We start from the raw sequence: 13272 nt of genomic DNA on the forward strand, positions 1-13272 counted from the left end.
AGCGGGAATATTGAGCCTTTTACCGAAAACTCGTTTATTTTAGCGATTTTAGATAAGAGGGGTTTCCTCACCTGCAGGTTCAGGGTCGCTCCACATAAAACCATCGCCGGCACCCATGCCCTCATACAGCACGTATGCCGAAAAACCACTCTCGAGCGTGGTTTCGAAGAAGCTCACGAGCAGAGCATCGTGATAGCCGCCGTCAATCTCAACGCAGCCGGTGTAGCCGATGGCATAGCGGGCGATACGGCCCAGGCCCTCGTCCTTAAGACCCATCTTGTGCTCGGAGATAAAGTTGGTAGCCGCCTCGAGGCACGCCTCTTCGCCATCCTCATCGAGCGCCGCCAGATAACGGTTGGAAGCGGCATCCTCAATTGCCACGACCACGCCAGGGTTTTCACCGGCGGCCAGGTCGTCCAAGAACGCACCGATCAGGTCACACACCATGGCGTCGAGCTCGGCGGAGACGTTACCGGCGTCCTGCATATCCTGTGCCATCTTTAGACCTTCCCATCGAGTCTGGCGTCGTTACAGTTCTTGCGCCTCGGCGGCGATCTTGGCGGCAGCGTCGCGGGCGCGCATCATATCCATCGCGCGCTTGTCGAGCACCTTGATCTGACTGGTCAGCATTACCGCATCGACCACGCCCCAGATCACGAGGCCCGTAGAGATCGAAAACCCAAGCGCACCAACTGTACCACGAAGGCGCGAGCAGATTGCCGCGACAAGGGCGGAGATGACAACCATCTTGATAAACGAGCCGCGGCGTTCGCGAAGCGTGCGGGCCTGCGTCACATAGGCAATGCGAGCCGCCTCAGAAGCCTCCGAGCGCATCTGGGCCTCGCGGGCGATCGCAGCCGCCTCGGCCGACATACCGCCGGCCATCAGCGAACACTCCGCATCCTGGCCGCCCCGCATTTAGAAATCATCGGGGGAGAGCGTATGGACGAACTCGTCGAACTTCTCGAACTCCTGCTCGTCGTCGACTTCCTCGGCGTGGGTAGAAACAGTGCCCAGGCGATTCATGATGTCGTCCTCCACAAACATGGGGGCATTGCTGCGCACGGCAAGAGCAATGGCATCACTGGGACGGGCGTCGATCTTGCACTCGTCACCATCGGCCAGTACGACGATCGTCGCGTAGAACACCGGCGGCTCGGCGCGAACGATCTCGATGCGCTCGAGCTTGGCGCCCAGGGCGCCAACAGTATCGAGCAACAGGTCATGGGTAATCGGGCGCTCGGCTCGGCCGCTATCGATGCCACGGCTGATTGCCGCAGCCTCAAACGAACCAGTCTGAATGGAAAGGGAACGCAGCGGCGCGGGCGAGTCCGATTTGCTGCTGCGCTCACGAAGCACGATAAGCGATGGCACGGGACCGGCGGCCATGACGATGGTCTCTATGTCGACACGAACCATGGAACACCTCCGGTACGTAGCGGTTAACACGCGGCAGCCCGCCGCATTGAATAGCTATACTACCCAATCTTTCGCACAGCACACAAAACCAAAATGAGATTTATCGCAGACAAGAAAAAAGCCCCGAGGCAACGCCCCAGGGCTCTTCACAGTTTTGATGGTGGACCTGACAAGATTCGAACTTGTGACCTCCCGGTTATCAGCCGGACGCTCTAACCAACTGAGCTACAGGTCCATCATGGTGGAGGTTAGGGGGATCGAACCCCTGACCTCAGGCTTGCAAAGCCCGCGCTCTCCCAGCTGAGCTAAACCCCCACGGAGACAGTAATAAACACCCCAGCGGCGACTCGGCTCTCGCTGGGGTGTTTATTGCGAAAGAAAGTGGTGGACCTGACAAGATTCGAACTTGTGACCTCCCGGTTATCAGCCGGACGCTCTAACCAACTGAGCTACAGGTCCATCGCGCAAGGGATATATTAGACGAGTCGTTACGCGCGCGTCAACAACTTTTTTGAAAATCTTTGAGGGGTGTGTCAGACGGCTGGGCGAGATAGGTTAGGTTTGCTGCTCGGGCAGTCCTGCGCAAGACGAAGGCCACATTAAGTGGCCTTCTTTGCGTGCGGAACTCGCGACAAACCTAACCCATCTCGCCCAGCCGTCTGACACGGGGCTCCAAGCTTGTCAAAAAAGCGGTCGGCGCGCAGGTGCGCCGACCGCCGATATATGGGGTCTGATATTTTCTACCAGCTAGGGCCTCTTACTCGTCTAGGAGATCCTCTGGCATGTCGTTGCCGTCGCCTAGGTCGACTGGGGCCTCTTCGGTGTCGGCTGCGGCCTCGGCGCCTTCGCCTTCGGGTTTTTCCTTGGCTGCCGTCATGCGGGCTACGGCGCAGATGCGGTCGTTGTCGTCGACGGTCATCATCTTGACGCCCTGGGTGGCGCGGCCGGTCTGGCTGATCTCGTCGGTCTTGACGCGAATGACCGTCGCGCCCTCCGTCACGATGAACAGCTCGTGCTGCGGGCCCACCGTCTTCATGGCCGCGAGGTTACCCTTACGCTCGGTCATTTGGATGGTGTAGACACCCTGGCCGCCGCGATTCTGCTCCGGGTAGTCCGCAACCGGCGTGCGCTTGCCGTAGCCGCGCTCGGTGATGACGAACAGATCGCCGTTGCCGTTAGTGACTTCCATGCCCAGAACGCTCACGCCGTCCTTCATACCGATACCGCGAACGCCGCTGGTATCGCGGCCGGTGGCGCGCACCTGCTCCTCGGAGAACATGATCGCCTTGCCCGCGGTGGTGGCCAGGATAATCTTGTCGCCCTCGCGCACGCGGCGCACGTTCAGCAGCGCGTCGTCGTCACGCAGGTTGATAGCGATCAGGCCGTCGCGACGGCTGCGGTCATATGCGCTCATCACGGTCTTCTTGACCATGCCGCTCTTGGTGGCAAACATCAGGTACTCGTCAGCAGGGAACTCGCGGCAGCTGATGACGCTCGCGATCTTCTCGCCCTCCTCGAAGGGCAGCAGGTTGACGATCGCGGTACCGCGCGCCTGGCGCGTACCCACCGGCAGCTCGTGCACCTTCAGGCGATAGACCTTGCCCTTGCTCGAGAAGAACAGCACGTACTCGTGCGTGGACGCGATGAACATCTCGTCGATGACATCGTCCTCTTTGAGGTTGACGCCCGACACGCCCTTGCCGCCGCGTTTCTGGGCGCGGTAGGCGGCCACCGGGATGCGCTTGACATAGCCGGTGTGGGTGATGGTCACGACCATGTCCTCGTCGGCAATGAGGTCCTCGACGTCCAGGTCCTTCTCGACCTGGCTGATCTCGGTGCGGCGCTTATCGCCAAACTTCTTGGAGATCTCGCGCATCTCTTCCTTAATGACGCCCAGGATCTTCTCCTCGTGCGCCAGCAGGTCCTCGTAGTAGGCGATGGCGCGGCGCAGGCCGTCCAGCTCTTCCTGGATCTTGTCGCGCTCCAGGCCGGTCAGGCGGCGCAGCTTCATCTCGAGGATGGCCGTGGTCTGCTCGGGTGTAAAGCCAAAGCGCTCGATCAGGCGGCTGCTGGCCTCGGAATCGGTCTGCGAGGAACGGATGATGCTGATGACCTCGTCGATATGGTCAAGGGCCATCAGGTAACCCTCGAGGATATGCGCGCGGGCCTGAGCCTTCTTAAGGTCGAAGCGGGTGCGGCGAGTGACGACGTCGACCTGGTGGTCGATGTAGTGTTGCAGCATCTCGCGCAGGCTCAGGCATTTGGGAACGCCGTTGACAAGCGCCAGGTTGTTGGCGCCGAAGGTCGTCTGCAGCGAGGTGTACTTATACAGGTTGTTGAGCACGACCTGCGGAATGACGCCCTTCTTGAGCTCGATGACCAGACGAATGCCCTTCTGGTTGGACTCATCGCGCATGTCCGAGATGCCCTCGATGCGCTTGTCGTTGACGAGCTGGGCGATCTTCTCCTGCAGGGTGCCCTTGTTGACCATGTAGGGAATCTCGGTAAAGACCAGGCGGCTGCGGCCGGTCTTGGTGGACTCCACGTGAGCCTTGGCGCGCACGGTAATGGAGCCGCGGCCGGTCTCGTAGCTCTGCTTAATGCCGGCGCTGCCCATGATGATGGCGCCGGTGGGGAAGTCCGGACCGGGCATGATCTGCATGAGCTCGTCGACGGTGGCGTCGGGGTTGTCGATCAGGTAGCAGGTGGCCTCGATCGCCTCGGTGAGGTTGTGCGGGGCGATGTTGGTGGCCATGCCGACGGCGATGCCCTGGCTACCGTTGACCAGCAGGTTGGGGAAGCGCGCAGGCAGTGCCACGGGCTCGGCGAGCGATTCGTCGTAGTTGGGCTGCCAGTCGACGGTATCCTTCTGCAGGTCACGCAGCAGTTCCATGGCGGGCTTGGCCAGGCGGCTCTCGGTGTAACGCATGGCTGCCGCGCCGTCGCCGTCGATGTTGCCGAAGTTGCCGTGACCGTCGATGAGCGGCGTGCGCATGGAGAACCACTGCGCCAGGCGAACCATGGCCTCATAGACCGCGAAGTCGCCATGCGGGTGGTACTTACCGATAACTTCGCCGACCGTCCAGGCCGACTTCTTGTGTGGGCGGTTGGGGTAGATGCCGCTCTCGTTCATCGCGTACAGGATGCGGCGGTGCACCGGCTTTAAGCCGTCGCGCACGTCCGGCAGGGCGCGCGCCGTGATGACCGACATCGAATACTCGATAAATGACTGCTTCATCTCGCGGCCAAACTCCGAAATCTGGAGCTGGCCGCCGTTTATATCCTCGCCGGCCGAGGCGCCACGATCGACTTCGCCAAAGCTCTCCTCGAGCTCACCGTCGTCGTCCTCTTCCTCGTCATCATCGGCATCGGGGTTATAGGCGTCAGGATCGCCGTCCTCGCCCTGCTCAGCACGGGCAAGCAGGCGCTTCAGATCGTCGGGCATGCCGGCATCGCCGGCCTCGCCCATACCCTCGTTATTGTTGATATCGTCTGCCACGTTACCTCCTCTTAAGCGTCAAGGAAACGCGCGTCATGCGCATGTTTTTCAATGTACTCGCGGCGATAGCCGACCTCGGAACCCATCAGCTCGCGCACGGCGCGGTCCGCCACCACGGCGTCCTCGATCGACACACGCTGCAGGATGCGGGTCTTGGGATCCATCGTCGTCGAGGCAAGCTGCTTGGGGTCCATCTCGCCCAGGCCCTTGTAGCGCTGGACGGTATAGCCCTTGCGCTTCTTGGTGATCTTGCCATCCTTGGCCTTGCCGGCCTCGTCGTTGTCGTCGGGGTTCAGGCCCAGACTCTGGATGGTGTCGCGCAGGATCTCGTCTTCGGGCTGGCGGCCGTTGGGATACACGTAGTGGATCTTGTTGCGCACCTTAATGCCAAAGATGGGCGGGCAGGCAACATAGACGTAGCCGGCATCGATCAACGGACGCATGTACTTGTAGAAGAACGTCAGCAGCAGAATGCGGATATGCGCACCGTCGACGTCTGCATCGGTCATGATGATGATCTTGTGGTAGCGCGCCTTGGTGATATCGAAGTCGCCGCCGTCGCCGGCACTCGTCGTGACGCCGCAGCCGATCGCGGTAATCAGCGACTGGATGGTGTCACTCGAGAACGCGCGATGGTCACCAACGCGCTCGACGTTCAAAATCTTGCCACGCAGGGGCAGAATCGCCTGGATGTCTCGGCGACGGCCGTCCTTGGCCGAACCGCCTGCCGAGTCGCCCTCTACGATGAAGAGCTCGGTCAGCTCGGCATCGCGCACCGAGCAGTCGGCGAGCTTACCGGGCAGGGATGCCGTCTCGAGCAGGCTCTTGCGGCGGGTCGCCTCGCGCGCCTTGCGGGCGGCGTTGCGCGCCTTGCAGGCCTGTTGCGCCTTCTTGACGATCTCGCGAGCAGGCTTGGGATGCTCCTCGAGGTAATCGGCGAGGCCGTCGGTCACGATCTTGAGCGTGAGCGCACGCATATAGGAGCTGCCGAGCTTGGCCTTGGTCTGGCCCTCAAACTGCGGGTCGGGCAGCTTGACCGAAATAACGGCCGAAAGACCCTCGCGCACATCGTCGCCGGTCAGATTGGCGTCTTTTTCCTTGAGCAGGTTCTGCTTGCGCGCGTAGTCGTTGATCACGCGGGTGAGCGCGGTGCGAAAGCCCTCAAGGTGCATGCCGCCCTCGGGAGTGTAGATGTCGTTGGCAAACGACATGACGTTCTCGCCGTAGCCGCTGTTCCACTGCAGGGAAACCTCGACCTCGCCCATCTTGGCCACGGGCGCATCCGGGTCCGATTTGCCCTCGATGTAGATGGGCTCCTTAAAGGCCTCGGGGACGTCCTTACCCTCGTTGAGGAACTTGACGAAGTCGATGATGCCGCCCTCGTAGCAAAACTCCTCCACGTGGGGAGTCGCCTCGCGCTCGTCGGTCAGCACGATTTTGAGGTTCTTATTGAGGAACGCCGTCTCCTGCAGACGGTTGTGCAGCGTATCGAAATCGTAGATGCAGGTCTCGAAGATCTCGTCGTCGGGCCAGAAGGTGACGGTGGTGCCCGTCGAATCCGAGGTGCCCACGACCTCCATCTTCTTGACGGTCTTGCCGCGCGAGAACTCCATCTCGTAGGTGTTGCCATCGCGACGAACCTGAACGACCACGCGCTTGGACAGCGCGTTGACGACGGAGATGCCCACGCCGTGCAGGCCGCCCGAGACCTTATAGGCCGAGTTATCGAACTTACCGCCGGCGTGCAAGATCGTCATGACGACCTCGAGCGTCGGGATCTTTTTAACAGGGTGCTCGTCGACGGGGATGCCGCGCCCGTTGTCGACGACCGTGATGGAGTTGTCGGCGTGGACCGTCACCTGGATCTCGGTGCAGAAACCGGCCATGGCCTCGTCGACGGAGTTGTCAACGATCTCCCACACCAGGTGATGCAGACCGCTGGCGCTCGTCGAGCCGATATACATGCCCGGGCGCTTACGAACGGCCTCGAGACCTTCGAGAATCTTAATCTCGCCGCCATCGTAATCGTTTTCGTTTGCCACACGTCCTCCTTCAGTCAAGAAAATGTGTATAGCCTTACTAGTTTATCGTAAAAAAATACCCTCGGGAACGAGGGTATTTGGCTCTACAAGGCCACCAGATGCGATTTAAGGCTCTTTTTTGCTTTGCACGCCCTTGGCCCACTCGGCACTGGCTCTCATGGCGTTCTCGAGGGCCTCGCGCAGTTTTTGGTCTTCGATGGGCGCCACTTGGCGCTCGATCTCGGTACGCTCGGCCTCACTTAGGTCGGCGTGCGGGGCCGGCGATCGCTCGGTCGTCGCCGGGCGCAGGCGCTCCTTGGCGGCGGGCGGCGTGTGACCGGGCGCGGTGGTTTTGAACACCAGGCCGTCCACATGCGCACCGGCGCGCTCCATGCGCGCGCGGATGATCTCGCGCAACAACGTCATTTCCTGCGTCCACGAGGGCGAGTCGAGATACACCAGCAGCTCATTGGACTCGGGCAGGTAGCGCAGTCCCGTCACATGCCGTCCCTCGCGCGTGCCCGAGCACACCGCGTTCCATGCGCGATAGACCGTGCGCGACTCCTCGGCGGCCTCCATCTGCGCACGGCGCTCAGGGGTCGCAGCCGCCAGGATGCGCTGGCGCTCTGCGTTCAAAAACCCGCTGAAGGCGACCGTTTCGCTCTCGCGCTCGTAATTAGCACGTCTCACCCATGCTCACCACCTTGGCTCGATCAAGCAGGTCATCGGTAAAGTACCCCAGGTTGGTCGTAGTTATGACCGTCTGGATATCATCGCCGATCAGCCGCAGGAAAGCGCCGCGACGCTCGCCGTCGAGCTCGCTCATCACGTCGTCCAGAAGCAGCAGTGGGGCGGTGCCCAGGACATCGCGAGCCACGGCAACCTCGGCCACCTTCCAGGACAGCACCAGCGTGCGCTGCTGTCCTTGGCTGGCAAATGAACGGGCGGAGCGACCAGCCACGGTGAACTCGATCTCGTCGCGATGCGGTCCCACCAACGTCACGCCGCGGCGAATTTCCTCGTCGGCATGCTCGTCAAGGGCGGCCAGCATGCGCTCGTACGCCCAGCCCTTCAGCTCTTCGCGATCCTCGACCTGGGGCAAATCCCCCAGCGTGGACGCATAGGTCACGTTGGCGGTCTCACCTGACGCCACTTGCCCGTAGGCAGTGTGCACATGGCCCGCCAGCCGGTCGAGCAGGGCCAACCGGTGCACGAGCAGGGCCGAGCCCGCGCGGGCAATCGAATCGTTCCACGCGCCGAGCATCTCGCGGCAGCACCAGGTCTCCTTGAGCAAGGCGTTACGCTGGGTCACGCAGCGCCCATAGGTGCTCGCAAGATCGGCATAGCGTGCGCTCAGCTGCATGCCAAAGTCATCGAGGGCGGCTCGGCGCACACTGGCGCCTCGCTTAACCATGTCCAGATGGTCGGGGCAAAACAGCACGCTCGGCAGAACCCCGCGCACACCGGCGGCAGAGCATCTCTTGCCGTTGCGGCTAAACGAGCGCTTACCGTCCTCCGCGCTCAATCCCATATCAAGCACGCGGCCGTCGCCCTCGATCCTCAGCTCGACCTTGCACGAGCCCACGCCGTCATGGACGAGCTCGGCTGCGGTCGGATGCCTAAACGAGGCGCCGCTCGTCAGCAGCTGCAGCGCCTCTATGAGATTGGTCTTTCCCGCCGCGTTGGGTCCCGCAAGTATCGTCACGCCCTCGTCCAGGGCAAGGCGATAGCTATCGAAGCTGCGGTAGTGCGCGACGGAAAGATCGCGGGCGAACATGGTCATGGCGCAGCGCTAGATGCGGACCGGCATGACCAGGTACAGGTAGTTGATCTTGTCGTAGGACTTAAAGATGCCCGCCTGCGAGTAGCTCTTGAGCTCCAGCGTGATCTCCTTCTCCTTGGACAGGGCATTGAGGCAGCCGAAGATGTAATGGTAGTTGAAGGCGATGGTACCCGACTCGCCCTCGGCCTCGACATCGATCGTCTCCTGCGCAAGGTCCTGGTCATTGGAAATGGAGGACAGGCCCATCTGCCCGTTCTCGACATCGATCTCGAACTTGACGGCGGGGTTGGCGCTCGCGATAACGGCCACGCGCTTGAGGGCGGCGTTAAAGGCGGCGACGTCGATCTTGACGCTCGTCACGCACGAATCGGGGATGAGCTGCTTGTAGTTGGGGTACACGCCCTCGATACGGCGCGACACGTAGGTGGTGTTGCCGGCCTCGAAGACGACCTGGGTGTCGGTAGCCCCGATCATGATGGTCGCCTGGCTGGCCATGATGTTCAGCGCGTCGTTAAAGGCGTCAGCCGGAACGTTGAGCTCAAAGGAGCCCTCGAGGGTCGAGGTCTCGACCTGCGTATCGCACACGGCCAAGCGAAAGGAATCGGTCGCTACCAGGCGTACGGTGTTGTTCTCGACCTTCATGTGCACGCCGCCCAGGATGGGGCGAGCCTTGTCGGTCGAGGTGACGCGCCACACGCGGCCGACCATTTCGGACAAGACATCGGTCGGCAGCTCCACGGCACTCTCGATGGCATAGGCCGGAAACTCGGGGAAGTCATTGGCATCGAGCGTGTTCAGGCGGAAAGAGCTCTTCTCGCAACCAATCAGCACCTGGCGCTCGGACAGCTCAAAGGTGACCGGGGCATCGGGGAGGGTCTTGGTGATATTGGAGAGCATCTTACAGGGAATAACCATCTCGCCCTCTTCTTCGACATGCGCCGCGATGCGATGACGGATCGAGATGGTGTAGTTAGAGGTCTGGAATTCCAAGATGCCGTCTTGGGCCTTAACGAGCACGCCCGACAGGATGGGGAGGGTGGATGCCGAAGCGACACCCTTCATAACGACGCCGATGGCTTGTGTAAGCGAGCTCTGGCTGACGGTAAACTTCATCTTTTAATACCTTTCTATAGATATAAATATCTTAATAATAGTAATAGCACTGACGAAACTGTTGATTACTCCCAAAGACGCAGGTCAGACCCAGAAAGAGAATCGACAGCAACCTGTGTGCAACAGGGGTGGTTTTCCACGTTCAAAACCTGCGCAAAACTTTTCATCACCGCGGGTTGGGTTTTAGACACCTTATGCCCGTGGTTTCAACAAGTTTTCAACAGGTGTCTCTATTTCCCTACGAGCGCAGTGTAATTTTATCGCGCAGCGACTTGAGGTCTTCGGTGACGGTGCGGTCTTCCTGGATCATCTTCTGGACCTTTTTGTAACTCGTGCTGACGGTCGAGTGGTTGCGATTGCCAAATTCGGCGCCCACCGCCGTGGTCGTCATCTCGCACATCTCGATGGCCAGATAGATGGCAATGTGGCGTGCTTTGGCGATATTGGCGTTGCGACGCGGGCCGATGAGCTCCTCGTGCGTCACGCCGTACTGCTCTTCGATGACGGACTGAACCGTCTGGACGTTGATCTTTTTGGCCGATGTGTCGAAGTACTGGCTGGCGATGGCGTCGATATCGTCAAAGGTGAGCTCCCCGCCCTCGCGCTCGCGGTCGCCCGCCTCGCCGGCGCAGCGCTCGCAAAAGCTCTCGAGTTCGCGGATGTTGGTGCCCGAGACCTCGGCCATGTGTTTAAAGTGGTCGTCGGTCAGGTGCCCGCTGTCGCCCCCATAGGCCGCCAGCAGCGAGTCGTCGCCTGCCTCGGGAGCGGCGACGATGGTGTTCTCGTAATAGCGCTGCAAGATCTTGTATTTCATCTCGTAGCTGGGCTCTGCGACCAGGCAGAGCATGCCGGCGTTGAAGCGGCTGGTCAGACGCTCGTCCATGCTCAGGTCCTTGGGGGCGCGGTCTGCCGCGATGACGACCTTCTTGTTGTTGCGGATGAACTCGTCCATGAGCTGGAAAAAGTAGTCCACGCTCGCGCGCTTGCCGATGATGTTTTGGATGTCATCGATGATGAGCACGTCCACGCCGTGGTATGCCTGCATGATAGGGGCGTTGCTCTTCTTTTGGCGGTCGAACTCGGTCATCAGGTCGTCCAGATATGCCTGGGAGTTGGCATACTTGACCTTGATCTCGGGCGACTTCTCGGCGAGCTCGTTTTTGATGGCAAGCAGCAGGTGCGTCTTGCCCAGGCCCGATTTGCCGTAGATGAACAGTGATGTGCACGTGCCGCGCTCGTCCGCGAGGGCGGCAAACTTGAGTGCCGAGCGATAGGCATGGCTGTTCTCGGGGCCGTAGACAAAGTTCTCAAAGGTAAATTTTGAGTTCGCGGCGAGTGGGGCTCCATCCGTATTCTGCTCGGCCGGCACGGTCGGTGCCGGCATGGGTGAAGCGGGGGTCGCGGCTTGCGTGGACTTAGTCGGCGCTCCGCCCTTCATCTGGTTCATCATGCGACGAAAATCATCGGCCGAGAGCGTGTTCTTGATTGCAATGCCCGAATCCGCGCCCGCCGCTGCGTCATGAGCGATGGGCATGTGCGTGACGGGTGCGTTCGTTGACGTCGCAGCGGCGGTCGGCAACGGTGCCATGGTTTCACGGGAAACATCGCTGTGCTGGTGCTCGATTGTCGGCACGTCGCCTGCGGAGGCCGGCACCGCCGGGGAAGCAGCGGGAGCCGTGGCGGGCGCCGTCGCAGCAGCGGATTCCGCCGCGGCTCCTTGCGGTGCCACGATGTCGAGCGCGATCGGAGCAAAGGCGATTTCTTCCAGATAGGCCTCAATAGTCGGCTGATGCTTTTTGAGCTGCGCGATGGCAAAGCGCGAGGGGGCCTCGATCGTGAGCGTATCTTCGGTCAGGCTTATGGCGCGCGATTGCCCCAGCATGTTGATGAGGCGTGCATCTTGGCCGTCGCGCTGGCAAAAGGCGATGGCATCCCCCAGGATGATGCTTGCTTCCTCGTCCACTGTCTCTCCCGTTCTTTAGCTCTGAGCTCGCACGCGAGCGGCGCCGAGTTCGGTCAGATGGTATTTCTGGCCATGCTTGATGACCAAGCCGGCCTGCGCCAAGTCATTGAGCGTGCGTGACCAAGTGGGGGCCGAGTTTCCAAACGCCCTCGCCAGATCGGTTGCACCGCACGCTTGATTTTGCGCCAGATAGCCCAGCGCGGCGTTGCCGCGATCGCTTACGAACACGTCCGGCTGTGGCTGCGCATACTGATTTGCTGCATTAGGATACATCATTTGAGCTGCTGATTGTTGAGAACTCTGCACCGGCGGCATTTGCTGTTGAAAACTTTGAGGCCACTGTTGGTAAGGCTGCGGAGTCATCTGCTGGGCCCAGGGGTTGTACTGCTGCTGCGGCATCTGCTGGTACGGCTGCTGATATCCCTGCTGGTACTGCTGTGGGAACTGCTGGCCATACCCCAGTGGCGGCATCTGCTGATATGGATATCCCTGTTGGTACGGCTGATATCCCATTTGCTGGCCACCCGGTGCCCCCGTCGCCTGCTGCATTGCTGCTGCATCCTGATCCGCCAGCGGCATGGCCTCTGGCACGTTTGGCGGCATCGACATCGACGCCGCCTGGGACTCTTGTGTAGGAAGCATTCCGGGCTGCTGCATCTGTCCCACGCGGGGCTGCATCTGTTGCGTTGCCATGGGCTGCTGCGCAAAAGCTCCCGGCAGGGGATATGCGGGCTGCTCCGTCTCGGGCCGCACGGCAGCACCGCGCCCGCCGGCGCGTTCGATTTCCTGCACGCGTTTAGGATCCAGGCTTACCGTAACCACGGTGCCGTTGCCCATGTTGTCCTCGATGGACACGGCCCCGCCGGCGTTTTCCAAATACTCCTGCACCATGGGAAACCCTGCTCCGGTTCCACGGATATAGCGCTTCATCTTGCTGTTTGCGCTGGTAACGCCAAAGTCGAAAGCGCGCTCCTTGTCGTCGATGCCGGGTCCTTGATCAGCAAAGCGGATGGTGTCTCCGCCGTCCAGAATCGAGATGATGGGCTCGGCAAAGTGCGCGTGGATAAAGTTTTCGACAATCTCGCGGATGACCATGAGCGAGATATGGCCACCTTGTTCTTTCATGCACTGGTAGACGGTGTTGGTCGTCTCTTCCAAATACGTGCGGACATCTTGCGGATCAATGACGATCACACGCGGTGTCGACAGCATGTCGTCATAGACGGCGATGCGCGCGGCGTACATGGCTTTTGGCGCCTGCGTGGTCGTCTGCTCGCCTTCCTCACGCTCTTCGCGCACGCCGGTGATGTGCTCGTTGTCGGGTGCCGGGTCTCCGGAATCGACCATGGTGTAAAAGTCGTCAGACATGCCGCTCGCAATCTTTCAAAAGGTTTCGAACAAATAGTAGCTCACCGTGCAATGTTTCTCATCTTTCGACAACTTTTCAAAACCTGTTGAAAACTTTGGAAAACGG

At 60.7% G+C, this 13272-nt stretch carries 10 protein-coding genes and 3 tRNA genes; all 13 read right to left on the reverse strand.

Annotation, left to right across the window (positions count from 1 at the left end):
* Positions 1-48: 48 nt before the first annotated feature.
* Entirely contained in the window at positions 49-498 is a 450-nt protein-coding gene (locus DXC79_RS01760; protein ID WP_089572580.1) for a hypothetical protein, read from the reverse strand.
* Between the two features lie 30 nt (positions 499-528).
* On the reverse strand, positions 529-885 hold the full coding sequence (locus tag DXC79_RS01765; RefSeq protein WP_147327465.1) for a hypothetical protein: 357 nt from the start codon (positions 883-885) through the stop codon (positions 529-531).
* A 33-nt stretch (positions 886-918) separates the two neighbouring features.
* Positions 919-1419, reverse strand: a complete 501-nt coding sequence (locus DXC79_RS01770; protein ID WP_117634709.1) for a bifunctional nuclease family protein — start codon at positions 1417-1419, stop codon at positions 919-921.
* A 158-nt stretch (positions 1420-1577) separates the two neighbouring features.
* Positions 1578-1654: transfer RNA gene (locus DXC79_RS01775), tRNA-Ile, on the reverse strand.
* A 4-nt stretch (positions 1655-1658) separates the two neighbouring features.
* Positions 1659-1734: transfer RNA gene (locus tag DXC79_RS01780), tRNA-Ala, on the reverse strand.
* A 67-nt stretch (positions 1735-1801) separates the two neighbouring features.
* Positions 1802-1878: transfer RNA gene (locus tag DXC79_RS01785), tRNA-Ile, on the reverse strand.
* A gap of 298 nt (positions 1879-2176) precedes the next feature.
* Positions 2177-4888 (reverse strand): DNA gyrase subunit A, encoded by a 2712-nt coding sequence (gene gyrA / locus DXC79_RS01790; protein ID WP_199408621.1) that lies wholly within the window; start codon positions 4886-4888, stop codon positions 2177-2179.
* A gap of 41 nt (positions 4889-4929) precedes the next feature.
* Positions 4930-6960 (reverse strand): DNA topoisomerase (ATP-hydrolyzing) subunit B, encoded by a 2031-nt coding sequence (gene gyrB / locus DXC79_RS01795; protein WP_117634711.1) that lies wholly within the window; start codon positions 6958-6960, stop codon positions 4930-4932.
* A 105-nt stretch (positions 6961-7065) separates the two neighbouring features.
* Positions 7066-7629, reverse strand: a complete 564-nt coding sequence (locus DXC79_RS01800) for a DciA family protein (RefSeq protein ID WP_117634713.1) — start codon at positions 7627-7629, stop codon at positions 7066-7068.
* Complete coding sequence (locus DXC79_RS01805; protein WP_117634715.1) at positions 7616-8722, reverse strand: DNA replication/repair protein RecF; 1107 nt, start codon at positions 8720-8722, stop codon at positions 7616-7618. Before DXC79_RS01805 ends, DXC79_RS01800 begins: the two co-directional genes overlap by 14 nt.
* 9 nt (positions 8723-8731) lie before the next feature.
* Entirely contained in the window at positions 8732-9835 is a 1104-nt protein-coding gene (gene dnaN / locus DXC79_RS01810) for a DNA polymerase III subunit beta (protein ID WP_099432409.1), read from the reverse strand.
* 238 nt (positions 9836-10073) lie between these two features.
* The gene (locus tag DXC79_RS01815) at positions 10074-11798 is read right to left on the reverse strand and encodes a DnaA ATPase domain-containing protein (RefSeq protein ID WP_117634717.1); all 1725 of its coding nucleotides are present in this window, start codon (positions 11796-11798) and stop codon (positions 10074-10076) included.
* 15 nt (positions 11799-11813) lie between these two features.
* Positions 11814-13166, reverse strand: a complete 1353-nt coding sequence (locus DXC79_RS01820; RefSeq protein ID WP_117634719.1) for an ATP-binding protein — start codon at positions 13164-13166, stop codon at positions 11814-11816.
* Between the last annotated feature and the right edge of the window lie 106 nt (positions 13167-13272).

The sequence above is a fragment of the Collinsella sp. TF08-11AT genome, assembly GCF_003437035.1.
GTDB lineage: Bacteria > Actinomycetota > Coriobacteriia > Coriobacteriales > Coriobacteriaceae > Collinsella.

Coding starts and splice junctions, on each gene's coding strand:
- DXC79_RS01760 (WP_089572580.1), bottom strand. CDS start 498: ATGGCACAGGATATGCAGGACGCCGGTAACGTCTCCGCCGAGCTCGAC.
- DXC79_RS01765 (WP_147327465.1), bottom strand. CDS start 885: ATGGCCGGCGGTATGTCGGCCGAGGCGGCTGCGATCGCCCGCGAGGCC.
- DXC79_RS01770 (WP_117634709.1), bottom strand. CDS start 1,419: ATGGTTCGTGTCGACATAGAGACCATCGTCATGGCCGCCGGTCCCGTG.
- gyrA (WP_199408621.1), bottom strand. CDS start 4,888: ATGGGCGAGGCCGGCGATGCCGGCATGCCCGACGATCTGAAGCGCCTG.
- DXC79_RS01805 (WP_117634715.1), bottom strand. CDS start 8,722: ATGACCATGTTCGCCCGCGATCTTTCCGTCGCGCACTACCGCAGCTTC.
- dnaN (WP_099432409.1), bottom strand. CDS start 9,835: ATGAAGTTTACCGTCAGCCAGAGCTCGCTTACACAAGCCATCGGCGTC.
- DXC79_RS01820 (WP_117634719.1), bottom strand. CDS start 13,166: ATGTCTGACGACTTTTACACCATGGTCGATTCCGGAGACCCGGCACCC.